Source organism: Cupriavidus sp. 01L45 (assembly GCF_056399885.1).
The window spans coordinates 53,169-79,316 of the sequence record NZ_JBFTSG010000025.1; the positions used below are offsets into that span (position 1 = coordinate 53,169).

The following is a 26,148-nucleotide window of genomic DNA, read 5'->3' on the forward strand; positions in this document are numbered from 1 at the left end:
GTCTTGCCCGCGAACTTTTACGAGAAGTGGGTTATTTATTGTTAAAACTACAACTAATCATTGTCGGGGGCAATCTTTATTCATATCAGGGAAATACCTAATATGGAGCCATCGGATGCCGCATTGCAGCGAAGGCTGCTGAGAAGACAAGGCATCCTGCCTGTGGAAAGGACTCAATCATGAAAAACCAACGTTACGCCCTGATCGCCGCTGCCGCCACGCTCGCCGCTGCCCTGACCGCCGCGCCCGCTTTCGCCAAGACCGGCAAGTTCGACCCCTATACCGATGGCGCCCGCGCCACCCAGACCTCGGTTTACAGCAACGGCGGCAGGGCCGGCAAGTTTGACAGCTTCACCGACGGTGCCCGCGCCGGCAAGTTCGACGCATTCACCGATGGCGCCCGCGCCGGCAAGTTCGACCCGTACACCGACGGCGCCAAGGCCGGCAAGTTCGACGTGTTCAGCGACGGCGCAGCAAGCCTGTAAGGCCGCTGGCCAGCCGGCAGGCATCGTCTCTGCCGGCGGTTTTCACCCCTTTCGGCTGATCTCCACAGGCCGACGGGGAGGGAGCGGAAGCTCTCTCCCCGTACTAACCGGAGGACATGCCCGTACCGCGCCGGTACGGGCATGTTTGTTTTTGGGCACCTCATTGTCCGGCATTGCCCCTGCCCTACTATCCCGTCCGCGTGGTGTCCTGCTACGGACGTAGCCTGCAGGTGATGCATCATACGCCCCGATGCTCATCCCTTGCCTTGTCCTCTTTCCTGAAATCTCTGCTGACGGGCCTCGCGGGCATAAAAAAACGGGCCGCGAATGGCCCGTTTTCCTGCCGGCATTGCACACCGGCCGCCTGCGCGCGGGGCAACGGCCCCACCAGGCCGATCAGTCGTCGTGATCGTGATGGTAGTGGCCACGGCCATGCTTGCGCTTGTAGCCGCTGCGGTAATAGCGGTCGTCGCGATAACCGCGGGCGCGCTCGTCCGCATAGGAGTTGCTGCGCGAGACGTTGCCGCCTAGTGCGGCGCCAGCGCCGCCACCTACCGCGGCACCCAGCAGGCCGCCGGTGCGCCCGCCCATGGCGTTGCCTGCTGCCGTACCCGCGCCGCCGCCCAGCGCGCCACCGATGATGGCACCGGTGCGCTCGCGCCGGTTGGAGGTGACCGCGCCGCCAGCGCCGCCGCCTACCGCGCCGCCGATCACGGCACCGGTCGAGCCGCCAAGCGCGCCGCCCACCGCCGCCCCGGCGACACCGCCGAGCGCGCCGCCGAGGGCATTGTTCATATCGCCCGCGAACACCGGCAGCGCGGATGCCGCCAGGGCGATGGCCAGGGTGAAACTGCGAACGGTGTGGCGAGACATGTTCTTTTTCCTTGGGTTAGCAACGATGGCGCAAGTGTAGAGAAGTCGCTCCGGACTTGCTGTAACCACGTGTAAGGCCCTGTAACCCCTGGGGAAACGTAAAACGGGCCGCCTTTTGGGGCGGCCCGTCCACGATGTTACGTGGATATCATGCGGTTCAGCAGCACTTGCCCTGCCCGCCGCCGTAACGCGCTTCCTGGCGTTCGCGGAAGAATGCCTCGTAGCTCATGGGCTCGCGGTCGGGGTGGGTTGACTCCATATGGGCCACATAGGTCTGGTAGTCCGGCAAACCCACCATCAGGCGCAGGGACTGGCCCAGGTAGCGTCCCATGGTTCCAAGTTGCTCAAGCATGCTGGATCTCCTGTTTCCAAATATCGGGTTTGCGCTTGCCAGTGGCTGCCGCGCGAACTCAGGACTGCGCCGAGGCCGAAGCCGGCATCGGTTCGAACGGCGTCTCGCGGTCGGTCGGGCGGTTCACCGCGCGGGCCTTCATGGCGGTCTTGAAACCGTAGAACACGATCGACAGCACCACGAACATGAACAGCGCGCACAGGCCGGCGTCCAGGTAATCGTTGAAGACGATTCGGTGCATCTGCTCCATCGACTTGGCCGGCGCCAGTACCTTGCCCTGGGCGATGGCGTCGCTGAACTTGGCCGCGTGGGTCAGGAAGCTGACCTTGGGATCGGCGTCGAACAGCTTTTGCCAGCCGGCGGTCAGCGTGCAGATCAGTAGCCAGATGGTGGGCACCAGGGTAACCCAGGCGTACTGCCCGCGCTTCATCTTCACCAGCACGCAGGTACCGAGCACCAGCGCCACCGCGGCCAGCATCTGGTTGGAGATGCCGAACAGCGGCCACAACGTGTTGATCCCGCCCAGCGGGTCAACCACGCCCTGGTACAGGAAGTAGCCCCAGAACGACACGGTCAGCGCCGTGGCGATCAGGTTGGCCGGCAGCGAGTCGGTGCGGCGGAACGAGGGCACGAAGCTGCCCAGCAGGTCCTGCAGCATGAAACGGCCGGCACGGGTGCCCGCATCCACCGCGGTCAGGATGAACAGCGCCTCGAACAGGATGGCGAAGTGGTACCAGAACGCCATCATGGCCTGGCCGCCCACCACCTGGTGCAGGATGTGGGCGATGCCCACCGCCAGCGTCGGCGCACCGCCGGCACGCGAGATGATGGTGTTTTCGCCGACATCCTTGGCGGTCTGGATCAGCACGTCCGGGGTGATGACGAAGCCCCAGCCAGATACCACCTGGGCCACGGATTCCGGCGAGGTGCCGATCACGGCCGCCGGGCTGTTCATGGCGAAGTACACGCCCGGTTCGATCACCGAGGCGGCCACCAGCGCCATGATGGCGACGAAGGACTCGGCCAGCATCGCGCCGTACCCGATAAAGCGCATATGCGCTTCGCTTTCCAGCAGCTTGGGCGTGGTGCCCGACGAGATCAGCGCGTGGAAGCCCGATACCGCGCCGCAGGCGATGGTGATGAAGAGGAACGGGAACAGGTTGCCCGACCACACCGGCCCGCCGCCCTTGGCGAACTGCGTGAACGCCGGCATCTTCAGCTCCGGCGCCACGATCAGGATGCCGATGGCCAGCGCGATGATGGTGCCGATTTTCAGGAAGGTGGACAGATAGTCGCGCGGGGCCAGCAGCAGCCACACCGGCAGCACGGCGGCGATAAAACCGTAGATGATCAGCATCCACGTGAGCGCCTTGCCGTCGTAGGTGAACAGCGGCGCCAGCACGGCGCTTTCATGCACATACTGGCCGCCGATGATGGCGAGCATCAGCAGCACGAAACCGATTACCGACACTTCGCCGATGCGGCCCGGGCGGATGTAGCGCGTGTAGATCCCCATGAAAAGGGCGATGGGAATCGTCACCGCCACCGTGAAGGTGCCCCAGGGCGAGTCCGCCAGCGCCTTCACCACGATCAGCGCCAGCACCGCCAGGATGATGATCATGATCATGAAGCAGCCGAACAACGCGATCATGCCGGGTATCGTGCCCATTTCGGACTTGATCAGGTCGCCCAGCGAGCGGCCGTCGCGGCGCGTGGAGATGAACAGCACCATGAAGTCCTGTACCGCGCCGGCAAACACCACGCCGGCCAGGATCCACAGCATGCCCGGCATGTAGCCCATCTGCGCCGCAAGCACCGGGCCCACCAGCGGGCCGGCGCCGGCGATGGCGGCAAAGTGGTGGCCGAACAGCACGGCCTTGTTGGTCGGCACGTAGTCCAGCCCGTCGTTGTGGCGCCAGGCTGGCGTCATGCGTTTGGGATCCAGCTGCATCACCTTTTCGGCGATGAACTTGCTGTAGTAGCGGTAGGCGATCAGATAGATACAGACCGCGGCGACCACGATCCACAAGGCACTGACGGCTTCGCCGCGAGACAGTGCAACGGTGGCAAAGGCGAAGGCGCCAAGGATGGCGACGGCCAGCCACACCAGGTGTTGCCCGATGCGATTCATGATGAGGATCTCCTCAGACCATTTATTGGGAGCCAGCGGCGGCAGGGCAGGCAAGCAAGCGGGACACGCGGTTGGTGTCCCTGGCGGCGGCGGGCGAAGGGAGGCGGGCGGCACAAGCTGTTCCCTGCCAGATCTTTCGCCGGCGCCCGGTATGTCTCGCAAGTTCCGGTTCCGTCGTCGCAGGCGGGCGATGCAAACAGCTTTGTCGCTGGGCGCACCCACTGCGCAGGACGCATGCAAACCACTGCCGGGCAGAGATCGCGCGTCCGGCGTGTAGTATTGACACCCGTCCCTGGCGGCACAAGCGCGGAACTACGCAGCGGCGCTGCGTGTTACTACGCAGATCGACGATCACATGCCGCTTGCGCGTTATCCGTGTTTACCCCGGTACCGATGAAACTCCGTCAAAAAATCCTGTTGCTGGCCGTCGCGCCGCTCGCCGTCGCCATGCTCGGCATCGCCCTGGCCGTGCGCTACCAGGCCAGCGAACTGGCCCGCCATGAGCGCGTGCTGGTCGAGGCAGCCTACCTGCAAAGCAAGGAAACCGAGCTGCGCCACTACGTGGAACTGGCGCAAAGCGCGATTGCGCCGATGGTGCATTCCGGCCGCATCGATGCCGCCACGCGCGATGCCGCCATGCAGGCGCTGGCGCGCCTCGACTACGGTCCCGATGGCTATTTTTTCCTCTACGACATGCAGGGCCGCAACCTGATGCACCCACGCCAGCCCGAGCTGGTGGGGCAGGATTTGTGGAGCATGCGTGACCCGCAGGGCGCTCTCACCATCCAGAAGCTGATCGCGGCGGCCCGGGCGGGCGGCGGGTCGGTGCGTTACCAGTGGAAGAAGCCCTCCTCGCAGCAACTGGCCCCCAAGCTTGGCTATGTGGTCGCCGTGCCGGAATGGAACTGGATGTTGGGCACGGGCATTTACCTCGACGACGTCGAGCGCACGCTGCGCCAGCTGGATGCGCGGGCGGAGACCGACATCCGGGAAACCATGGCGTGGATCGGCGTGATCGCCGCCATCAGCATCCTGCTGGTCGCCGCCAGCGGGCTCGCCCTCAACGTCAGCGAGCACCGCGAGGCCGACGCCAAGCTCCGGCAACTGGCGCAGCGCGTGGTGCAGTCGCAGGAGGAGGAACGCGCGCGCCTGTCTCGCGAACTGCATGACGGCATCAGCCAACTGCTGGTGTCGGTCAAGTTGCTGCTGGAGACCGCCGCCAACCGCCTGCGCATGGCGCCGGCAGAGGGCACCTCGGTTGCGCCCGTGCTTGGCACGGCGCTGGTCCGTCTGGACACCGTGTTCAATGAAGTGCGCAGGGTGGCTCGCAACCTGCGCCCCGCCCTGCTGGACGACCTCGGCCTGTTCGCCGCGCTTGAGCATCTCGCTCGCGAGATGCAGGAGGGCAGCGGGCTGCAGATCACGGTATCGCGTACCGGCAAGCCGCGCGAACTGGCCGACGAGCAGGCCACCGCGCTGTTCCGCATCGCCCAGGAGGCGCTTACCAATGTGGAGCGTCACGCGCATGCGCGCCATGTCACCCTGGTGCTGGCGTTCGACGCCAACGCTACCCGGCTGACGGTGCAGGATGACGGCGCCGGCTTCGACGTGGCGCGCATGCAGCATGATCCCAAGCGCGGCATTGGCCTGCGCAATCTGCGCGAACGCATTGCCGCGCTGGGCGGCGAGTTCGATATCGTCTCCGCGCCGGGCACGACCCGGCTGCACGCCGCGGTGCCGGTCGTGCCCGCCCCATCGCGGCAGGCCCCCCAAGACTTACCTGGAACTACACACTCATGAGCCATGCACCCGCCCGTGTCCTGCTGATCGACGACCATGCGCTGGTGCGCGACGGCATGCGCATGCGCCTGGGCCTGCAGCCCGAACTCGCGGTAGTGGGCGAAGCCGACGACGGCGAAGCCGCGCTGGCCTGGCTGGCGCACGCCGGCGCCGAGCGCATGCCGGACCTGGTCATCACCGATATCGGCATGCGGGGCATGGGCGGCATCGCGCTGGCTGCCGCTCTGCACGAGGACTATCCCGAACTGGCCGTGCTGATCGTGTCGATGCATGACAACCTCGAATACGTGCGCCAGGCGATCCGTGCCGGCGCGCGCGGCTATGTGCTCAAGGATGCGCCGGCCGACGAGCTGATGGCCGCCATTGCCGCGGTGCTGGCCGGACGCGTCTTCTACAGCGCGCGCATCGCCCGCAGCATGGCCGAGCAGACGCCTGCCGCCGGCCCGCTCGACGCGCTCACTCCGCGCGAGCGGGATATCTTCAACTGCATCGGCCAGGGGCAGGCCAACAAGGACATCGCCGCGGCGCTCGGCGTGTCGGTGCGCACCATCGAGACGCACCGGCTCAACCTGCGGCGCAAGCTCGGCATCGAAGGCCGCGCGGAACTGGTGAAATATGCCGTGGAGCATGGCGATGCGCAGGGCGGCAGCCCGGGCTGACGCTGCCGGCGGCGCCACAATGGAAAAAGCCCACCCCGTTGCCGGGGTGGGCTTCCTTTTGCCGGTGCCCGGGACGGACCCGGGTTGCCAGCCAGGTTGCCTGCTATTTAGGCAGACAGGCGCTTGGCCAGCGCGGCCTTGGCATCCACCAGGGCTTGCGGCAGGTTGTGCTTGAGTTGCGTGAACAGTTCCTCGTGCAGCGCCAGTTCCTGTTGCCAGGCGGCGTGATCGATGGAGGTGACCTGGTCGAACTGCTGCTTGGTGAAATCCAGGCCTTGCCAGTTCAGGTCCTCGTAGCGCGGCGAGGTACCGAACACGTGGTCACTGCCCTGGCCACGGCCTTCGACGCGGTCGATCATCCACGACAGCACGCGCATGTTCTCGCCGAAGCCCGGCCACACGAAGTTGCCGTCCGCGTCCTTGCGGAACCAGTTGACGCAGTAGATGCCCGGCAGCTTGGCGCCGCTGGCTTCCAGCTTCTTGCCCAGCGCCAGCCAGTGGCCGAAGTAGTCGCTCATGTTGTAGCCGCAGAACGGCAGCATGGCGAACGGGTCGCGGCGCACCACGCCTTGTTGGCCGGCAGCGGCGGCGGTGGTTTCCGAGCCCATGGTGGCGGCCATGTAGACGCCTTCGGTCCAGTTGCGGGCTTCGGTCACCAGCGGCACCGTGGTGGAGCGGCGGCCGCCGAAGATGAACGCGTCGATGGCGACGCCAGCCGGGTTGTCCCAGTTCTCGTCGATCGACGGGCACTGCACGGCCGGCGCGGTGAAACGGGCGTTCGGGTGCGCGGCCTTGGCGCCGGTTTCCTTGGCGATGGCCGGCGTCCAGTCCTTGCCCTGCCAGTCGATCAGGTGGGCCGGAGCTTCCTTGCTCATGCCTTCCCACCACACGTCGCCGTCGTCGGTCAGCGCGACATTGGTAAAGATGACGTTTTCCTTCAGGGTGGCCATCGCGTTGAAGTTGGTCTTCTCGCTGGTGCCCGGCGCCACGCCGAAATAGCCGGCTTCCGGGTTGATGGCGTACAGGCGGCCGTCCTGGCCCGGCTTGATCCAGGCGATATCGTCGCCGATGGTGGTGACCTTCCAGCCCTCGAAGCCCTTGGGCGGGATCAGCATGGCGAAGTTGGTCTTGCCGCAGGCCGACGGGAACGCCGCGGCCACATGGTATTTCTTGCCCTCGGGCGAGGTCACGCCGAGGATCAGCATATGCTCGGCCAGCCAGCCTTCATCGCGGCCCATGGTCGAAGCGATACGCAGTGCGAAACATTTCTTGCCCAGCAGCGCGTTGCCGCCGTAACCCGAGCCGTAGGACCAGATCTCGCGCGTTTCCGGGAAATGCACGATGTACTTGGTGGCGTTGCACGGCCACGCCACGTCCTTCTCGCCGGCAGCCAGCGGCTTGCCCACGGTATGCACGCACGGTACGAACTCGCCATCGGTGTCCAGCACGTCGAACACGGCGCGGCCCATGCGCGTCATGATGCGCATATTGACCGCAACATATGGCGAATCCGACAGTTCCACGCCGATGTGGGCGATCGGCGAGCCCAGCGGGCCCATCGAGAACGGCACCACATACAGGGTCCGGCCGCGCATGCAGCCATCGAACAGGCCGGCCAGCGTCTGGCGCATTTCCGCCGGGGCGGTCCAGTTGTTGGTGGCGCCGGCATCTTCCTTCTTCTGCGAGCAGATGAAGGTGCGGTCTTCCACACGCGCCACATCGGACGGATCGGACAGCGCCAGGAACGAGTTCTTGCGCTTGGCCGGGTTGAGGCGCTTCATGGTGCCGGCGGCGACCATCTGCTCGCACAGGCGGTCGTACTCTTCCTGCGAGCCGTCGCACCAGTGGATATTGTCGGGTTTGGCGAGGGCCGCGAACTCGGCAACCCAGGCAATCAGCTTCTGGTGCTTGACCCAGGCTGGAACGTTGAGTGCGGGCGTGCCCTGCATTGTGGGGTGGTTCATACTGCAACTCCAAAGCGTAGAGAGAATTCTTGCAAAGCCTGGCCCGCACTGCCACCGCCGGAAACGGCTGGCGGCGAGCCTCCTTGCCAGAGCAGACCGCGGCGGCTCGCCGCTGGTTCCGCGCCGGGCCGGTGGATCGTCACATCCCGTTACAACTCCACAGCGACCGGAACTGCGCAAAAGGTCGCGGCTGGCCCTGCGGCTGCGCTACAGTGGCGCTTCGCCCATGACAGGGGCCGGCAAGCATTGTCCGACGCGGTCCGGGTGGCGGGAGCGAGGCTCGACCGACAATCCGTTCCCGAATCGGAACCGGCAAGGATACCACTGCCGCACGCCGCTGTTTTTTGCTCCGCAGCAATGTTCGTGCGCGATTCCGGCCTTGTCGTTTTGTCCCGTTTCCCTGTCTGGCGGCGCACTTCCGTTGTTGTGCCGAATTGTTCTCGCCGTTCCCGCTGCGCCCCGCATCCACCGCGGTGTCGCGCGACAGGTGGTAAAAACTATAACGTTGATGGGTGCCCTGTTCTGTGGGTGGGCGCACCTTGCGATTGCCAAACCAGAGTTTCCGATGAAGATTGCCGTACTCGACGATTATCAGGATTCCGTGCGCAAGCTGTCTTGCTTCAGCCTGCTTGACGGCCATGACGTCAAGGTGTTCAACAACACCGTCAAGGGCGTCGGCCAGCTGGCCGCGCGCCTTTCGGACGTGGAGGCCGTGGTGCTGATTCGCGAACGTTCGCGCATCACCCGCCAACTGCTGGAAAAACTACCCAAACTCAAGATCATCAGCCAGACCGGCCGCATTGGCAGCCATGTGGATGTCGAAGCCTGTACCGAGCGCGGCGTGGCCGTGCTCGAAGGCGCGGGCTCGCCGGTGGCCCCGGCCGAACTCACCTGGGCCCTGATCATGGCGGCCCAGCGCCGCATTCCGCAGTACGTGGCCAGCCTCAAGCATGGCGCCTGGCAGCAGTCCGGGCTCAAGTCCACCACCATGCCGCCCAACTTCGGCCTGGGACAGGTGCTGCGCGGGCAGACGCTCGGGATCTGGGGCTACGGCAAGATTGGCAAGTTGCTGGCGGGCTATGGCCGCGCCTTCGGCATGAACGTACTGGTCTGGGGACGCGAGAACTCGCAGAAAAGCGCCCGCGAGGATGGCCTGGCCGTGGCGGAGTCGCAAGAGCAATTGTTTACCGAAAGCGATGTGTTGTCGCTGCATCTGCGCCTTAATGACGAGACGCGCGGACTGGTCAAGCTGGCAGACTTCTCCCGCATGAAGCCGACCGCGCTGTTCGTCAACACCAGCCGGGCCGAACTGGTGGAGGAAAACGCCCTGCTGACCGGTCTCAACCGCGGCCGCCCCGGCATGGCGGCGGTCGACGTGTTCGAGTCCGAACCCATCCTGCAGGGCCATGCCCTGCTGCGCATGGAAAACTGCATCTGCACGCCGCACCTGGGCTATGTCGAGCGCGAAAGCTACGAGATGTACTTCCGCATCGCGTTCCAGAACATCCTCGATGTGCTGTCCGGCAAGCACGACAGCATCGCCAACCCCAAGGCGCTGACGCCGGCGTTGTCGCGCTAGGCGCTAGGCGCCAGGTGCGGCTGAACCGCCTGCCGGATGGCCCAGCTTTACCGGGCACAACTGGTAAGGCCGCGCGTCCGCGCCGATGAAGGCATCATAGGTGCGGCAGCCTCCGGCCTGGAGCACCAGACCATAGCGCAGCAGGCCGGGGCTTTGCAGCGCCACTTCCGCCCGATCTTCGGCGGCAAGGTCGCTCAGGTCCTGCGGCAGCGGGGCCAGGGTGCAGGTGGCGCCTTCGCCGCCCGGCTGTGGCGCGGCCAGTTGTGCATGGACGCGCAGCCGGCCAAGTGCCGAACCCAGCATCTTGCAGAGGCTGCCATTGGCCGACACCCCGATTCCCGCCAGCGAATCGTTCATCCGCGCCACGCTCTGCGCACGCCAGTTCACATTTGCGGGCAGCAGCGCGTAGGCCTGGCCCGGCCGCTGGGCCAGCATGGCTTGCACGCGCCCGACATAGGCTGGCCCTTCCGGAAAGTTGGAGTTGAGCGCTGCAAATGTCACTGCAGCCGGAAATTGCGTTGCCAGCCATCCTTGGGCCACAGCCCCGCCAGTCAGGAAGACGGTGGTATTTGTGTCAAGCGGCACATCCGGGAGCGTGAGTCTGAAGGCCTGCCGTGCCCAGGATTCGTGGCCCCAGGTTTTCATGCCAGTCAGTGCGGCAAGCGCCACCATGGCGAGCGCAATGGCACCCGTGCGCCCGGCCGCACGGGCTGGCAGCAGGCGTTGCACCACCAGCCAGACGGCGAGGGGCGCCAGCAGCTCCATGGCGACGCAATAGCGGTAGATGCTGAACAAAGCCAGCCAGGTCAGGAATGCCGCTGCCACGAACGCCAGCACCAGGCGCGCTTGCGGCGCGAGCGGCGGCAAGTCAGCGCTGGCGGCGCCTGACGGCTTGCCGCGCCACGCCCGCCAGCCGGCGCGCACAGTCCAGCAGCAGACCAGCGCATACAACAGCGGCCACACGAACGGCCGCGTCGGCACCTCGCCCACGCGCTTGGCATCGGCGACGATGACGAAGGGAAACATCACGGCTTCCATCGCGCTGCGTGGCAGCCACCGCGTGTCCGCCACCGAGATCGGCGCCGCCAGCGTGTTGTGGAAAAACGCATTGAACTGCGGAAAGAGCGGATTGGCGAAATTCGACCACATCAGGGCGAACCAGTATCCCGCGGTCAGGGCGATCCCCGCCAGCACGCCCAGCCCGAACACCCAGGCCAGCCAGAGCCGGCGCGGCCAGCGCAGCGGCAGGCTCAGCATGGCAGCGCAAAGCGCTACCGCGTAGATGGCATTGGTCAGCTTCAGCCCGGTGGCTGCGCCCACCAGCACACCGGCTGCCGCGGCCAGAGCCCAGGCGGCATGGGCGCTCCCCAGGCGCTCCCAGCCGTGCAGCAGCACGGACAAGCCGGCCAATACGAGCAGTGCCGTGGCATTGTCGCCCATGGTGTTGCCCAATTCCGACAGGTAGCCCGGTCCCAGGCAGCCCGCCAACGCAAGCAACAAGGCCACTGCGCTGCCATGCCGCGTCTGTTCCTGGCCTGCCCCGGCCGGCACCAGTACCCGCCGGGCAATGCCAAACACCAGCACGAAGGCGAGCCCGTGCAGCACCCCCATCGCAAACCCCGCCAGGGGCGCGGGCCAGTACTGCGTCATCAGCCAGTACGGGATATCCAGCAGCGGGTTGAAGTAGCTCTGCATTTGCGCTGGCGCCAGGTCGGTGCCGATGCGGCCCTTCAGCAATGCGTACGGGTTGTACAGGTGATAGTTGAGCAAGTCCCAGTTGCGGTCCTGGCCCAGCGCGAGAGAAAACAGGCCGAAGGCGAGCGGTACCAGGATGCACGCCAGCAACGGGGCGCGCGGCTGCTGCAGCCGCATGAAGGTCCGGGACACAAGCGCGGCGAGGCGGGGGAAGACGGGCATGGTTGACGGGGTGGGCTGCCGCGCCAAGGGCGGCAGGGATTCAGGACTTCTTGCGGAATACCCAGTATTTGGCGGACAAGAAGTTGAAGACCAGGCCGCAACCCGTGCCGAAGGCAACCGCCAGCAACGGCGCCCAGGCGGCGGCGGGCAGGCGTGCGATCACGACACTGTAGGCGGCCAGGTTGATGACGCCGCCGGCGGACATCGCCACCAGATAGCGCCACCACTCGTGCCAGGCCGATTCTCCTGGCCGCGTCGGGAACGTAAGGCGGCGATTGATGCGCCAGGTGACGAAGACCGCGACCAGGAAGGACAGCAGGCGCCCCAGGTAGTGGCCGGCGCCCAGTGCCAGGGCGCCATATAGCACGCCGCTATCGACGACGAACCCGGTTGCCCCCGCCAGGGCGAACGTGAGCAGTTGCTTGCGAATCACGGTGCGGCAACTGGCTCGGCGGGCGGCGTGACCGGTGCCTGCGCGGTGACCGCCGGGGGGGCAAGCGGCGCGGGTAGGCTCAAGTAGGCGAGCCGTTTCATCTCCAGGCGGCCACGCGTAACCGTGTCGAGCACGATGCCGCAAGTGAGCAGGATGATGCCCAGCAGGACCAGGGCCACGCACACCAGCGCCGTTGGCAGGCGTGGCACCAGGCCCGTGCGTAGGTAGGTTTCGAACAGCGGCACAGCCAGGATCACTGACAGCAGTGAGCAACCCATGAAGCCGGTGGAGAAGAAAGCCAGCGGCTTCTCCGACTTGAACAGACGCAGGATGGTCATCAGGATGCGCCAGCCGTCCCGGTATGTATTGAGCTTGCTCTCCGAACCGGTCGGGCGCGAATAGTAGATGGTTTCCTGTTCCGCCACGGGCATGCGCTGCTCCAGCGCGTGCACCGCCAGTTCGGTCTCGATCTCGAAGCCGGACGAATGCGCCGGAAACGACTTCGCATAGCGGCGCGAGAAGATGCGGTAGCCCGACAGCATGTCCGTGAAGGTGCGGCCAAACAAGGTAGCGGCAAAACTGGTCAGCAGCACGTTGCCAAAGCGGTGGCCGAAGCGATAGGCCGCTTGCTCTTCGCTGACGCGCGCGCCGACCACCATGTCCAGGCCCTCGGCGCACAGGCGGTGGACCAGTTCCGGGGCGACGCTGGCGTCGTAGGTGCCATCGCCGTCCACCATGACATAGACGTCGGCATCGACATCGGCAAACATCCGGCGTACGACGTTGCCCTTGCCCTGCAGGGGTACCGAGCGTACCACTGCGCCAGCGGCGCGCGCCTGGGCGATCGTGTCGTCGCTGGAATTGTTGTCAAAGACGTACAACCCGGCATCCGGCAGGTATTGGCGGAACGATTGCACAACGCCGGCAATGGTCGCCGCTTCGTTGTAGCAGGGGATGATGACCGCCACGCGGGGCGGATTGAGTTCGGGCATACAGGGTGGGGAATTACAGCAGAAAGTGCCGGAGCGGCCGACGGCCAGGCGCTCGGGAAAGCCGATACGCTACCGACTGGCGCGGGATTAATCAAGTCGGATACCCGGCACCCGGTCGTTCCCCCTGCCGCGCCTGAGTGCGCTGCGCTCAACGCGAACGAAACAAAACCGCTACACTCGGGAGATTCCGCGCGGCCTCTGGCCGCGCTTTTCGTCCTTCCACCGTCTCCTACCTGCCCCGGTCGCCATGGATCCCAGGCTCTTGATGCTGTGCCTTGGCAATTTTGTCATCGGTACGGGCGCGATGATCGTCACCGGCATGCTGAATCACATCGCCGGCGACTTCCAGCTTGGCGCCGGCACCGCCGGGCAGCTGATCTCCGTGTTCGCGCTGGCCACCTGCGTGGGCGCGCCGCTGTTCGCCACGCTCGGCTCGCGCATCGACCGCCGCTTGCTGCTGGCGGGCTCGCTGCTGGTGTATGCCGTGATGCATGTGGCGGCGGCCTTTGCCCCAAGCTTCGCCAGCCTGATGGCGATCCGTTTCCTGACCGCGATCGGGGCTGCCATCTACACGCCGCAAACCGCCGCGACCCTGCCGCTATTGGTCAATGCGCAGACGCGCGGGCGTGCCATCAGCTTTGTATTCCTGGGGTGGAGCGTCGCCAGCGTGGTCGGCGTGCCACTGGGTACCTGGATCGCCAGCACGCTGGGATGGCGCTTCAGCATGGGGCTGGTGGGCCTGCTGGCGCTGGGCGCGGCGGTGGGCGTATGGCGTGCGCTGCCGCCCCGGCTCTACGTCGAACCGGTGGGGCGGGCAGCCTGGGGCGCGGTGCTGCGCCACACGCCGATGGTGCTGGTAGTGACCACTACCATGATCCAGTCGGCCGGCATGTTCACCCTGTTTACCTATATCGCGCCGCTGCTGCGCGACGTGCATGGCATCAGCGGCGGCGCGCTCAGCCTGATGTTCCTGGCCTACGGTGCCTGCGGTGTCAGCGGCAATGTGCTGGCGGCTTCGCGCATGGACCGGGTAACGCCCGCCCGCATTGTCCTGTTTGCCATGCTGACTTCGCTGGCGGCCATGCTGCTGTGGCCGCTGGCGACGCTGGGGCCGGTGGCGCTGGTGCTGATCTTCATGCTGTGGGGCGTGGGCGGCTTTGCCACCAACAGCGCGCAACAGGCGCGGCTGGTGGCTTTGGCGCCAGAGCGCGCTTCGGTATCGATCTCGCTCAACTCCTCCTCCATCTATCTCGGCCAGGCCCTGGGCGCCATGGGCGGCGCGGCGATCTACGCCACCGCCGGCGCCAATGCCCTGCACTGGGGCGCGGCGGCGCTGATGCTGCTGGCGGTGGTGGTTTCGCAACGGGCGAGTGCCTTGGGCTGCCTGTGGCGCAGCCGAAAAGCGGTGCAGCCGCAGGCCTGACGCAACCCGGCGCCTCCCGGCCGCCTGGCCGTGCGGCGCCGCACACGGGGCATCCGCCTGGCGCCGCCCTCCCCAGACTCGCCGCGCTAAGATGGGAGAAAAACGACCAGGGGAGACGTCATGAGCACACCCAACGGCATGCGCCTGCTCGCCATCAATGTCGGCAGGGCCCTGCCGCTCTTCGTGGCGGCGGCGGGTACCGAGGCGGTCGTGATGTCGGGCATCCGCAAGCACCCGCTCAGTACCCTGCTCCATCCGCTCGCGGTCGCGGTGCGCCCGCTCGGGCTGGCGGGTGACGAACAGGCCGACCTGAGCGTGCATGGCGGGCTGGATAAAGCGGTCTATGCCTACCCCGCCGAGCACTTCGCCTGGTGGAACGAGCGGCGCCGGGAAGCTCACCTCCCCGACGCCGCCAGGCCGCTCGCCTACGGTGCCATGGGCGAGAACCTGACCCTGGAAGGCGTGCTGGAGACCGATTTGTGGGTGGGGGACCACCTGCGGATCGGCGATGTGCTGCTCGAAGTGGAGTCCCCGCGCCGGCCCTGCTACAAATTGAATGCGGTGATGGGCTACCGGCACGCGGTCCAGCACATGGTGCAAAGCGGCTATTCGGGCATCTATCTCAGCGTGGTGACGCCGGGCCAGCTCCGGGCGGGCGAAGCGGTACGCATCGAGCCGGGACCGCGCGAAGTATCGATTGCCAGCATCAATGCCAGGCAACGCAATGGCCGCCAGAGCCAGCTTTTCTGATAATGTTTGACTCTCGATACAAGCAGGCATCCATCCCTGTAATACTTTGTAATGGCATGGATGGCAGGGGCACTAGCGGTCGAAGCCCCTGATCCTGTACTAGTAGCAGTTTTGTCGCGGCGCGGCACCGGACCCCAGAAGCCGGGCCGCCGGGGAGCGGGCGCATTCGTGCGCGCACTGTAAGAGAGTCCACACATGAAAACGAACGGGATCGACCAGGCCAAGGGCTTTGTCGACGGCAAGTGGAGTCCGGCCATGGGTACCGGGAAAGGACGTGTTTCACCATGGATGACCGGCGCGGTCCTGATCGCGCTGACCATAGGTGGATGGTTCGGCTGGCGCGCCTGGATGGCGCCCAAGCCGGCGGCCAAGGCGCCCCCCGTGGTGGTGGTCAGCACCGCCCTGGTGCAGCAGGGCGACGTGCCGCTGCGGGTCACGGCCAACGGCACGGTGAGCGCGCTCGCCACGGTGGAAATCCGCCCGCAGGTGTCGAGCACGGTGCGCACTGTCCATATCAAGGAAGGCCAGACCGTCAAGCCTGGCGACCTGCTCTTCACGCTGGATACCCGCATGGACGAGGCCAACCTCGCCAAGGCGCAGGCCCAGCTGATGCGTGACCAGGCCGACTTGTCCGATGCGCGCCGCACGCTGGCGCGCAGCAAGGAACTGCTGGAGCGCAACTTCATCTCCAAGAGCGCGGTGGATACCGCACAGGCCAAGGTCGACGGCTTCGAGGCCACCATCCGCGCCGACCAGGCCGCCATCGAGGCCAGTCGCGTGGCGGTCAGCTACGGCGCCATCCGCGCCACCATCGGCGGGCGCACCGGCGTGATCAACATGTTCCCCGGCTCGCTGGTGATGCCCAACAGCGCTCTGCCGATGGTCACCATCGCCCAGGTACAGCCTATTGCCGTCACCTTTACCTTGCCCGAGCGCCAGCTCGCCGCGCTGCGCGAGGCGCTGCACGCCGGCCCCGTCGCTGTCACCGCCCTGCCCAACGACGGCAGCAAGGTCCCGGTGACCGGCAAGATCAGCTTTGTCGACAACACGGTGGACCCGCAGTACGGCAGCATCCGCATCAAGGCGCAGTTCGATAATGAATTGCAGCGCTTGTGGCCGGGCACCTACGCCAACGTGGAGGCGGTGGTGCAGACGCTGAAGGATGCGCTCTCCGTGCCGCCGCAGGCGGTGGTGACCGGACCCGAGGGGCGCTTCGTCTACGCCGTGCAGCCAGACAGCCGCGTCAAGCCGATGCCGGTCAAGGTGCAGGTCTCGACCGCCAGCGCCGCCGTGATCGAAGGCGTGGCGCCAGGCACGCGCGTGGTGGTCGAAGGCGCGCAGAACCTGCGTGCCGGCAGCCTGGTGCGGGAAGCCACGCCAGCCGCCAAGGCAGGTGCCGCCAGCGCGGCGGCCGCCGACGCCAGGCATTGAGCCCGGGGCGCTGACATCATGACCCTGTCCGAGCTCTGTATCCGCCGTCCGGTGATGACGATCCTGCTATGCCTGGCAGTGATCGTCACCGGTATCGCGCTCTATCCCACCATCCCGATCGCGGCGCTGCCGTCATTCAATTCGCCGGTGATCCAGGTCACCGCCACGCTGCCAGGGGCCAGCCCCGAGACCATGGCGGCCTCGGTGGCGACCCAGTTGGAAAAGCAGTTCGCCACCATCCCCGGCGTGTCGGTGATCAGTTCGTCCAACACGCTCGGCAACTCCAGCATCACCATCGAGTTCAACAACGACCGCGACATCGATGCCGCGGCCGTGGACGTGCAGGCGGCGCTGTTCCGCGCGCAGCGCGCGCTGCCCATCGAGATGACGGTGCCGCCGTCGTACCGCAAGGTCAACCCTGCCGATGCGCCGGTGCTGCTGCTGGCGATCAACTCGCCGGCCATGAGCCTGGCCGAGCTGAATGCCTTCGGCGACAACCTGATCTCGCCCAGCCTGGCTACCCTGCCGGGTGTGGCGCAGGTGCAGGTGTTTGGCCAGAAGCGCTTTGCGGTGCGCGTGCGTGCCCACCCGGATGCCCTCGCCGCGCGCGGCCTCACGCTGGACGAACTGGCCACGGCGCTGAACCGCGCCAACGCCAACACGCCAGTCGGCACGCTGGACGGCGCGCGCCAGACGCTGACCATCCAGGCCAACCGCCAGCTCGCCAGCGCCGATGCCTTCCGCAACATCATCGTGGCCAGCCAGCCCAGCGGGGCGCTGGTGCGGCTGTCCGACGTGGCGGACGTGGAAGACAGCGTCGAAACCATCAAGACCGGCAGCTGGCTCAACAACGAACGCTCGATCGTGCTGGCCGTGCTGCGCCAGCCCGACGCCAATACGGTGGCGGTGGTGGACGCCATCAAGAACGCGCTGCCGCGCCTGATCCAGCAGATGCCGGACTCGGTCAACGTGAGCGTGGTCAACGACCGCTCGCAATCGATCCGCGAGTCCATCCACGATGTGCAGTTCACGCTGGCCCTCACCGTGGGGCTGGTGGTGATGGTGATCTTCCTGTTCCTGCGGCGCGCCGCCGCCACGCTGATCCCCACCGTGTCGCTGCCGATCTCGCTGATCGGCACGGTGGCGCTGATGAAGGCCTTCGGCTACAGCCTGGACAACGTCTCGCTGTTGGCCATCACGCTCGCCGTGGGCCTGGTGGTGGACGATGCCATCGTGATGCTGGAAAACATCGTGCGGCACATCGAGGAAGGCGTGCCTCCGCTCAAGGCCGCGCTGGTCGGCTCGCGCGAGATGGGCTTCACCATCCTGTCGATCTCGATCTCGCTGGTCGCGGTGTTCATCCCCATCTTCTTCATGCCGGGCGTGATCGGCTTGTTGTTCCATGAATTCGCCGCCGTGGTGTCGCTGTCGATCCTGGTCTCGGCGCTGGTGTCGCTGACGCTGATCCCGATGCTGTGCGCGCGCTTCCTGTCGGCCGAGAACGTGCCGATCGACGAGTCCCAGCACGCCTATGGCGACCATGCCGGCGCGGCCCATGCGCCAGCCATCAAGCAGAAGCAGACCATCGGCCTGCGCTCCACCCAGTGGTTCGAAAACCTGTTCGAATTCACGCTGCACCGCTACGCGCGCGGGCTCGACTGGTGCCTGGCGCACCGCAAGTCGGTGCTGGCGGTGGCCGGCCTGACCTTCGTGCTGACGGCCGTGCTGTTCGCGACCATTCCGAAGGGCTTTTTCCCGGAAGAAGACATCGGCCAGATCCAGGTCAACGCCGAAGGCCCGCAGGACATCTCCTTCGACGCCATGGCCGACCGCCTGCGCGATGCCGCGGAGCGCATGCGCAAGAACCCCGCGGTGCGCAGCATCGTGGTGTCGATCGGCGGCGGGCCCTCCCCCGCCATCAACACCGGCCGCATGTTCGTCGAGCTCAAGCCGCTCGGCGAGCGGCCCAAGATGGCAAAGGTAGTGGAGTCGCTGCGCAAGGATGTCTCCGGGATCGCCGGGCTGGCGGTTTACTTCTCGCCGGTGCAGAACCTGCGCCTGGGCGGGCGCCAGAGCAAGAGCCGCTACCAGTACACGCTGCAGAGCGTGAAGGCCGGCCAGCTGCAGGAGTACTCCGACAAGCTGATGGGCAAGATGCGCGCCGACCCGCTGTTCCGCGACGTCACCAGCGATTCGCAGCAGTCGGGCCTGGAAGCGCAGCTCTCCATCGACCGCGACAAGGCCAACGCGCTGGGCGTGCAGATCCAGGACGTGCGCCAGGCGCTGTATTCCGCCTTTGGCGAGCGCCAGGTTTCCACCATCTACACGCCGATCGACAACTACTACGTGATCCTGCAGGCGGCCGATATCGACCGTGCCGACGAGACCGCCTTCTCCAAGATCTACGTGCGCAGCAAGACCGGGCAGATGGTGCCGATCTCGGCCTTCGCCACCACCGAGCGCCGGGTCGGGCCGATCGCCGTGAACCACCAGGGCCAGTTGCCCTCCGTGACGGTGTCGTTCAACCTTGCGCCGGGCGCGGCGCTGGGCAATGCCTCGTCCAGGATCGATGCCTACAAGCAGGAGATCGCCATGCCCACCGCGATCTTCACGAGCTGGGGCGGCGACGCTGCGGTGTTCCAGTCCTCGCAGGCGACCCAGGTGCTGCTGCTGGTGGCGGCCATCGCGGTGATCTACACGTTGCTGGGCGTGCTGTATGAAAGCTACATCCATCCGCTGACCATCCTGGCAGGCCTGCCGTCGGCGGCGGTGGGCGCGCTGCTCACGCTGTTCATCTTCAACGTGGAGTTGTCGCTGATCGCCACCATCGGCGTGCTGATGCTGATCGGCATCGTCAAGAAGAACGCCATCATGATGATCGACTTCGCGCTGGCGGCGCAGCGCGAACAGGGCATGGCCCCGGCGCGCGCGATCCGGCAGGCCTGCCTGCTGCGCTTCCGCCCGATCATGATGACCACCCTGGCGGCCATCATGGGCGCCCTGCCGCTGGCTCTGGGCCTGGGCGCCGGCGCCGAACTGCGCCAGCCGCTGGGTTTGGCGGTGGTGGGCGGCCTGCTGTTCTCGCAGGTGATCACGCTGTTCATCACGCCGGTGATCTACCTCGCGCTGGATCGCTTCTCGGGCACCGGCCCGCTGCAGATCGATGCGGAGGGTAATCGGTTGCCGGCCCTGGTGGGCGGGGAAGTGGCGCCGCAGCGCTGAGCCTTCCTTTCTCCTTGGCCCCGCCGTCGCGGGGCCAAGGGATTTCGTGCGCATCCGCCGCCCAGCGGCGGTGCGGTATGCAAGATCGACCACGAACCCGAGAGAGAGAGTAAAGCTCGGCGTCCGCCGCGAAGCTTTGCTTCACCAAGACAGTGACCTTCGGCTGTGTTAAGGGCCACTAGTCAGTGGCGATGGCGGTCGATTCCAGCCGCGTGATATCAATAACTCGCTCGGCCATGGCAATCGTTTCTGGGCGATGTGCAATGGTGATGCGCGTTACCGGCAAGTTGCAAATCGCGTCATTGACTTGCCGTTCTCGCGCCACGTCCAAATGACTAGTGGCCTCGTCCAGGACAAGGACGCGTGGCTGGCGATACAGCGCGCGTGCCAAAAGGAGTCGCTGCCGCTGGCCGCCAGATAGGGTATTGCCCATGTCGCCGTTGAGCGTATGGTATCCCATTGGCATCGCAAGAATTTCATCATGTATGGCCGCAGATTCAGCTGCAGCTTGGACGCGATCCATGTCGATCTCGTCGTCAAACCCCGCGATGTTTTCCTTCAAGCTCGCTGAGAACAGCTGATCGTCCTGCATCACCGCACCTACGTGGCGCCGCCAGTTTGCAAGCCCGACGTGAGAAAGTGGATGGCCTCCCACGCGCACGGTGCCCTCCGTCGGCTCCAGAAGGCCAAGAATGATTTTGGCCAGCGTCGTCTTCCCGCATCCAGTCGGGCCAATGATCACCACGTGCTCACCAGATCGAATGGTGAGAGTGATATTCCTTAGAACCCAATCGGCACCCTCGGCGTAGCGAAAGCTCACACTATCGAGATAAATATCGGGGACCAGCCAGCCATCAGTATCGAATCGCTCAGGCATTGCACCAGTCGTCTTCTCGGGTTCGGCCATTACGATGTCAGACAGTCGCTCCACGTGCAAGCGAAGCATTCTTACCGACATCATATTGTCGATAAATCTCTGCATCCTCGACGAGAACTCGTCCTTATAGGTTATAAAGGCCATCAACATTCCCACGGTTAGTCCGCCTTGAATGGTCATGTAAGCACCCGCGCCAAGCACAGTGACAGTTTCCATACCAAACAACAATCCGTAACTCGCTCCGAAGCTCAATGTCATCCTGTTTGCCTGCATTCGCTTATTGACTGCTCGAACAACGAGATTTGACCAGCGGGAGGCTCTTTGCTCTTCCAGACCAGCAATTTTTATGGCCTGCATGGCTCGCAAACTCTCCAGGAAATGGGTTTGCGCAACCGCCTCATGTGTCATTGCCTCATCGCTAACCCGGTGAAACGCGTCGTGGGCTAATAGACGGATCGCGGCATAGCCTGCAATCGTGGCTACGACGACGGCTGCCAACGTTGGACTATAGATCGCCATCACTATGGCAGTCACAGTACCGAACAGGCCATCCAGTAGTATGTCGACGAATTTTCCAGTCACGGTTTGCTGGATGCTTTGTGCGGACTGAAAGCGCGAGAGTACGTCTCCCGTGTGTCGAACCTCGAACCATTTCGTCGGTAATCGAAGCAAATGCCCAACCACACGCGACGCCCATTGAATGCCGAGTTGGTGCATAGCAATGATTCCGAGCCAGCCACGTGTCCATTCGAGCACGACCCGCATTAGCGTTACCATCACGAAGCCCGTGATGACTACCCATATCAGTTCAGTATCTCCAGAGACAACGGGGCCGTCGATAAGCCATTGAGTGAAAAGAGGTAGTACCAAAGCCAGTACTTGTAATGCTGCTGCCAGTATAAAGAGCTGCGACAGACTACGCCTAAGACCCAAGATAGGGCCCATCAGGTCTCGCCAGTTTATCGGCGGCTTCGGCTTAATTTGTTGAAAGGCCGTGGTGGGCCACATTTCCAATGCCACTCCGGTGAAGTGCTGACTAGCCTCTGCCTGGGCCATTGAGCGCTCTCCGCGCGCTGGGTCATGTACCGTGATCCTGTTGCCAGAGACCCTCATCAGGACCACGAAATGCGTGAGATCCCAGTGAAGTATGCATGGCAGAGAGAGCCTTGAAAGTCCGTCGAGTTCAAGGCGAACCGGTCTTGCGCCTAGCCCCAAAAGACCTCCCAATCGAATCAGATCGCGCAGATACGTGCCACGGATGGAAACAGAAAATCGAGCTCGAAGTTCGCTCATCGAGAACTCATGCTTGTGGTGAGCCGCTATGTAGCCCAGGCAGGCTAGCCCGCACTCTGCTGCAGTAGTTTGCAGATAGGTATTCACTTGGTTGAAATTTTTGTGATGGATGGCAACACGCGATCAATCACCCATGCCTGAACAGCCGCCGTATCGTTGAGATCGCCGTCGAAGGTGAACTTCGGCACATAAGGTTCATTGTCTGCGCGTTTACGGTTCTTCCAAACCTTGAGTGGAACCCACATCTTCGCCGTGCTTGGAAGCGATACGTGCGCTATGTCCGAATACCGCGTATCCGCGCTGGTCACGCTCCCAACGTGAACCGCTCCGGGAATGCTTAACACCATCTCCACAAAGTCCAGGCAAGCGCTCGCACAGTTCGGGCCTGTGACCAGCACAAGCTTGCCATCAAAGGGACTGCCATGCTCAGTCAGTTCATCGAGCGGTACATCCATTTGCTCGACGAACGCCTGGCCGAGTGATGCGGCTTCATTCATGCGGGACAGGAGAGTGTCCAGGAGTCTGTAAGTCAGGCTTGCCGGGCCTTCCGCCTGGCTGAACGCAGTCTTGTATGCCTCAAGCGCTTCGCGGGCGGTCGCAGAAACGCGCCAGTACGCCTTGGACTCTACTTGTTCAGATGAGGGTTTCCGCCCTACGGCATCCTTGAATAGCGCCGATAGGATTCGGTAGCCCACCAAAGTTTTTCCGCCGTTATTGCCTCGAATGTCAAGCACCACAGCATCGGCTTCTCCCAGAGCCCGGACCCTGTTCAACAGTCTTTCGAACGATGCAATGTCTTTGCTACTCGACAAGGTGAAATCCGTAGCATGAATCCAGTGGATGCCCTGCCGTGGTTGCTTGATACCTTGGCGTGGCATCGCTGGCCTGGTCATCGCTTGAAACTCCTCCGTGAAGAGCTGCGACTTCAGCAAGAACTGGCGAATTTTCCCTGAGGGGGATCGAACCTCGCAGTGTTTCAACCGCAAAGGTTCCCACAGCGTTTCGTAGTGCGGCTCACTGGTCAGATGCAGCGCAAGACGAGACAGCGAGCCCTCCAGGTCCACGCGTCTATCCACGAACGGAGCGACTTTTTCCACCAGCAAATCGTCAATGCGCTGGCCGTCGCAGGAAAGCAGTTCATCGCCTATTTGGGGCACGTCGACGGGCCAGTCCGAGGCCCGCGCCGCAACGCGGTACTTGCCATTGCGGCGCTGCACGATCCATCCCGCCCAGCGAGGGGACTCACCAACTTGGCCTTCCTTCCATACGACCAGATGTCCATCCCTATAGCCCGCGATGTAGAAGCGTAGCGCCGCCAACGCCTTGCCCTCGGAATTCGCACGGAGGGCGAGCGCCGTCGCTTCGTCGTACCCTTGCTTAAACCACTGTTGAAAGCCGTGATCCGTCGGGTCCAGAACGCCGGGATGTGCCTCCCGGATGATTTCGTGCGCGCGCGTGATGTCTTGAATGGCGCTCTTGCTCCAGTTGATGTCCGTGGACGAGTGTTCCTTCTCTTTGGCACCAAGATTCGTCGCCGTGTCCGCGTGACACGACAAGATCCAAAAAAAGGACGACAGCAGAATCACAAGCGGGCGGACCACTAACAAACTCCTTTCACTGTGGCGGATTCCCGCTCCTTCATAGATGCTGAGCTCACCAGAGACTCRAGAGAGAAGGGTTGATGGGGCGTGACTCTCGCCTTGTTCAGTTTCTCCATGAAAAGGGCAAGTTGCCTGGGATCATTCACCAGTCTCTCAATGACTTTGCCGGCCGCCGCAATCCCTTGAGTCACATCGCATCCAGGTTTTAAGGTTCTTCGCAGTTCTTCGTGTTCGCGAAGGGCATGTTGGCAAAGCCACGAAACAAAGTGCAACACGTTTGCCGTGTACATGCCGATCGCAACGTGGAACGTCTCGCCAATAGGTATGGCATCGTGCCACCAGCCTCGGGGAAGATAGAGCAGGTCGCCCGCCTCCAGGATTCCGTCGAAGACGGGTTCAGCTGGACAATCGGCCTTGTGTTCCTTGCTGGTTTGACCCGGGAGTGGCAATGGAAAAGTTGGCTTATATACCTTCCACCGTTTACGGCCTATGAGTTGGATGGCCATGACGTCGTGTGTATCCCAATGGGGCCCGAAACTGCCCCGTCCGGAAAAGGCCAGGTAACCATTCGCCAGCGTCTCGGCGTTCGAAAATTCGCCGACCTCCGCACACAGATGTCGGACTCGCTCAAGGCGGGCGTCAATACGATTGAGTACGATCGTCGCGCCGCTGGACAGCAAGCCTTGAACCACACTGGTGTTGAGCCGTTTCCCCGCAAGACCTCCGATCGAACAGTCTTCCACATAGCGTGACTCGGAGACCAGGCCATTGTGATGCACCCGGACATGGGGTGGCACGGGATCGATGTAATAGAGCGCTGCGTTGAGGTCAGACCAACTCAAGAGCGAAGGCGCAACCGCGGCTCGTACGACGTACATCTTGCGATCAGCAAAGTCGGAAATAAATTCCTCTTTGGCAATATTGAAATTGATGTGCTTTTTCATGAAATCAGTGCGACAGGAATGAACTTTTCATGGTTGTTGCGCTGGGGAAAACGTTCTGCGGGACAACGCAAGTCGCGAGAATCACCGGTTTCATAGCCTCGCATCCATTGGCCCATGAGTGGCCTGTCGAGCCGAATGCTGCCATCGTCGGTCAGATTTCCAACCGTGTTGTGCGCCTCGGACAGTGCGACCGTACACTTCTGTACACGGCCGTCCGCGCGAATCACGAACGAATTCGGCCGGCTCGCGTAACAGACCTCCCCGACCGTTGTCTTAGACGGCTCGGCGGAAGGCATGTCGCGGTACAACAGGCTTCGCATTTCACCCAGTAGCTTGGCCCGCTCCGCTTTGTTCAACGCCGCGATGCTCGCGCTGTTAGGGCCACCCAGATTTTCAATGGGCTTGAGCAGCACGGAGAACCGCGGGTCGTGGAGGAATTCTTCGCGCAACATTACCGCAAGCGCTTTCACGGATTGTGCGTTCTCTGGTGTCAGGTGCACCCGAAGCAGTACCGATACGCCCAGCTCGCTATCCCGGAGCCTCTTCAGGTTGGTCCAGATCCGATCAAATGTACCCGTGCCGGAGGTCAGCTTTCTGGTTCTGTCGTGTGCATCTCCCATGCCATCCAGGGAAATTTGATAACCCCTCTGCCCCAAGCCGAACAGCTTTTGAACCGTCTGCATGTCCAGCAGATAGCCATTGGTTGTCAAAGCACCGCCAAATCCCACACCGTGGTCCAGACACAGCTTTTGGGCGAACGCACTGAGTTCATAAACAATGTTCTTGGCAGCCAGCGGCTCACCGCCAAACCATTGAAAACTGAGGTATTTGAGGCCTTCCATACGATTGATCATGAATCGCTTCAAGGCTGCCTGCACCCTGGGACTCATCTTCCCGATGGAGAAATCCTCATAACAGTAGGTGCAACGAAAGTTGCACTGTTCCGTCGGCATAAGTGTGAGTTCAAGGCATCTAGGGTCGAGGGTCGACCAGAGCAACTGATTGTTGGTCTGAAACATAATGTCCTGCAACTTTAATCTGACTCATCCATTTATACAGCCGACGGCCAGAGCGTTAAAAAAGTCGGTCGGAGACCGACACTCGAAGTCTGCGGCTAGTGGCTCTGTTTAACCCTCTTCATCGCCGTCCTCTCCACATTTTTTGTTGGGTTGAGGAGGAGGTCGTTCTTGGCAATAGCCGGCATTGGATTTAGGTGGGCAATAGCCAATGTTTATTTGTCCGATGGTAAAGCCTCCGCTTACAAGATCGAGCTCCTCATCTATAATGAGTTCGGTCACTTCGTAGCGGCCGAACTCATCGAATTGCATGTTTTCAATCGCCATGGGTAACGTGGTCGACTTATTCATTGGTTTTCCTTCCATGACCGTCCGTTCTAGGGCGGGACGAGTTCGCCTGCGGAGC

Annotated in this window: 20 protein-coding genes; 8 read left to right on the forward strand and 12 right to left on the reverse strand. The window is 63.7% G+C overall.

Translation table 11 applies throughout. From position 1 onward, the window contains the following. The first annotated feature begins 179 nt into the window (after nt 1–179). Entirely contained in the window at nt 180–485 is a 306-nt protein-coding gene (locus tag AC1DT6_RS18455; RefSeq protein ID WP_441637266.1) for a hypothetical protein, read from the forward strand. Nucleotides 486–881: 396 nt separating this feature from the next. Here the strand turns inward: AC1DT6_RS18455 and AC1DT6_RS18460 are convergent, their stop codons facing one another. From AC1DT6_RS18460 to AC1DT6_RS18470, 3 genes are all read right to left on the reverse strand, one after another. Next, nucleotides 882–1,358, reverse strand: coding sequence for a hypothetical protein (locus tag AC1DT6_RS18460; RefSeq protein ID WP_477103009.1), 477 nt, complete (start codon nt 1,356–1,358; stop codon nt 882–884). Nucleotides 1,359–1,515: 157 nt separating this feature from the next. Continuing rightward, on the reverse strand, nt 1,516–1,710 hold the full coding sequence (locus tag AC1DT6_RS18465) for a YbdD/YjiX family protein (RefSeq protein ID WP_013958452.1): 195 nt from the start codon (nt 1,708–1,710) through the stop codon (nt 1,516–1,518). A gap of 58 nt (nt 1,711–1,768) precedes the next feature. Continuing rightward, complete coding sequence (locus tag AC1DT6_RS18470; protein ID WP_441634301.1) at nt 1,769–3,841, reverse strand: carbon starvation CstA family protein; 2,073 nt, start codon at nt 3,839–3,841, stop codon at nt 1,769–1,771. Between the two features lie 393 nt (nt 3,842–4,234). Here AC1DT6_RS18470 and AC1DT6_RS18475 point away from each other — a divergent pair, with 393 nt between their 5' ends. Together AC1DT6_RS18475 and AC1DT6_RS18480 are read left to right on the forward strand one after the other, a co-directional pair. Continuing rightward, nucleotides 4,235–5,641: a cache domain-containing protein gene (locus AC1DT6_RS18475; RefSeq protein ID WP_441634303.1), complete on the forward strand. Its 1,407-nt coding sequence runs from the start codon at nt 4,235–4,237 to the stop codon at nt 5,639–5,641. After that, entirely contained in the window at nt 5,638–6,300 is a 663-nt protein-coding gene (locus AC1DT6_RS18480; RefSeq protein ID WP_035865578.1) for a response regulator, read from the forward strand. Before AC1DT6_RS18475 ends, AC1DT6_RS18480 begins: the two co-directional genes overlap by 4 nt. 107 nt (nt 6,301–6,407) lie before the next feature. Here the strand turns inward: AC1DT6_RS18480 and AC1DT6_RS18485 are convergent, their stop codons facing one another. Beyond that, nucleotides 6,408–8,264, reverse strand: a complete 1,857-nt coding sequence (locus tag AC1DT6_RS18485; protein WP_441634305.1) for a phosphoenolpyruvate carboxykinase (GTP) — start codon at nt 8,262–8,264, stop codon at nt 6,408–6,410. A 565-nt stretch (nt 8,265–8,829) separates the two neighbouring features. Between AC1DT6_RS18485 and AC1DT6_RS18490 the strand changes: the two genes are divergently transcribed. Continuing rightward, the gene (locus AC1DT6_RS18490; protein ID WP_035865572.1) at nt 8,830–9,843 is read left to right on the forward strand and encodes a D-2-hydroxyacid dehydrogenase family protein; all 1,014 of its coding nucleotides are present in this window, start codon (nt 8,830–8,832) and stop codon (nt 9,841–9,843) included. 3 nt (nt 9,844–9,846) lie between these two features. Here AC1DT6_RS18490 and AC1DT6_RS18495 read toward each other — a convergent pair whose 3' ends face one another. From AC1DT6_RS18495 to AC1DT6_RS18505, 3 genes are read right to left on the reverse strand one after another with little or no spacing between them, the layout of a single operon-like run. After that, nucleotides 9,847–11,760 carry a hypothetical protein gene (locus AC1DT6_RS18495; RefSeq protein WP_441634307.1) on the reverse strand — a complete coding sequence of 638 codons (1,914 nt, stop codon included), beginning with the start codon at nt 11,758–11,760 and terminating at the stop codon, nt 9,847–9,849. 40 nt (nt 11,761–11,800) lie between these two features. After that, on the reverse strand, nt 11,801–12,193 hold the full coding sequence (locus tag AC1DT6_RS18500) for a GtrA family protein (RefSeq protein ID WP_441634309.1): 393 nt from the start codon (nt 12,191–12,193) through the stop codon (nt 11,801–11,803). After that, nucleotides 12,190–13,185: a glycosyltransferase gene (locus AC1DT6_RS18505; RefSeq protein ID WP_428178334.1), complete on the reverse strand. Its 996-nt coding sequence runs from the start codon at nt 13,183–13,185 to the stop codon at nt 12,190–12,192. The genes AC1DT6_RS18500 and AC1DT6_RS18505 overlap by 4 nt, the downstream gene beginning before the upstream one ends. Before the next feature lie 247 nt (nt 13,186–13,432). On the opposite strand from AC1DT6_RS18505, the gene AC1DT6_RS18510 reads away from it, so the two are divergent. The 4 genes from AC1DT6_RS18510 to AC1DT6_RS18525 all read left to right on the forward strand — a co-directional run bounded on the left by AC1DT6_RS18510 (nt 13,433) and on the right by AC1DT6_RS18525 (nt 20,011). Next, complete coding sequence (locus AC1DT6_RS18510) at nt 13,433–14,608, forward strand: MFS transporter (RefSeq protein ID WP_441634311.1); 1,176 nt, start codon at nt 13,433–13,435, stop codon at nt 14,606–14,608. A 120-nt stretch (nt 14,609–14,728) separates the two neighbouring features. Next, nucleotides 14,729–15,358 carry an MOSC domain-containing protein gene (locus AC1DT6_RS18515; RefSeq protein ID WP_441634313.1) on the forward strand — a complete coding sequence of 210 codons (630 nt, stop codon included), beginning with the start codon at nt 14,729–14,731 and terminating at the stop codon, nt 15,356–15,358. Between the two features lie 195 nt (nt 15,359–15,553). Further along, complete coding sequence (locus tag AC1DT6_RS18520; RefSeq protein ID WP_477103010.1) at nt 15,554–16,789, forward strand: efflux RND transporter periplasmic adaptor subunit; 1,236 nt, start codon at nt 15,554–15,556, stop codon at nt 16,787–16,789. An 18-nt stretch (nt 16,790–16,807) separates the two neighbouring features. Next, nucleotides 16,808–20,011, forward strand: coding sequence for an efflux RND transporter permease subunit (locus tag AC1DT6_RS18525; RefSeq protein WP_441634317.1), 3,204 nt, complete (start codon nt 16,808–16,810; stop codon nt 20,009–20,011). Nucleotides 20,012–20,189: 178 nt separating this feature from the next. Here AC1DT6_RS18525 and AC1DT6_RS18530 read toward each other — a convergent pair whose 3' ends face one another. From AC1DT6_RS18530 to AC1DT6_RS18550, 5 genes are all read right to left on the reverse strand, one after another. Continuing rightward, nucleotides 20,190–22,268 (reverse strand): peptidase domain-containing ABC transporter, encoded by a 2,079-nt coding sequence (locus tag AC1DT6_RS18530; protein WP_441634319.1) that lies wholly within the window; start codon nt 22,266–22,268, stop codon nt 20,190–20,192. Beyond that, complete coding sequence (locus tag AC1DT6_RS18535) at nt 22,265–23,782, reverse strand: S41 family peptidase (RefSeq protein ID WP_441634321.1); 1,518 nt, start codon at nt 23,780–23,782, stop codon at nt 22,265–22,267. Before AC1DT6_RS18535 ends, AC1DT6_RS18530 begins: the two co-directional genes overlap by 4 nt. After that, nucleotides 23,782–24,726, reverse strand: a complete 945-nt coding sequence (locus tag AC1DT6_RS18540) for a cupin domain-containing protein (protein WP_441634323.1) — start codon at nt 24,724–24,726, stop codon at nt 23,782–23,784. Before AC1DT6_RS18540 ends, AC1DT6_RS18535 begins: the two co-directional genes overlap by 1 nt. Further along, nucleotides 24,723–25,745 (reverse strand): radical SAM protein, encoded by a 1,023-nt coding sequence (locus AC1DT6_RS18545; RefSeq protein WP_441634325.1) that lies wholly within the window; start codon nt 25,743–25,745, stop codon nt 24,723–24,725. The genes AC1DT6_RS18540 and AC1DT6_RS18545 overlap by 4 nt, the downstream gene beginning before the upstream one ends. A 108-nt stretch (nt 25,746–25,853) precedes the next feature. Continuing rightward, nucleotides 25,854–26,093 (reverse strand): hypothetical protein, encoded by a 240-nt coding sequence (locus AC1DT6_RS18550; RefSeq protein ID WP_441634327.1) that lies wholly within the window; start codon nt 26,091–26,093, stop codon nt 25,854–25,856. Between the last annotated feature and the right edge of the window lie 55 nt (nt 26,094–26,148).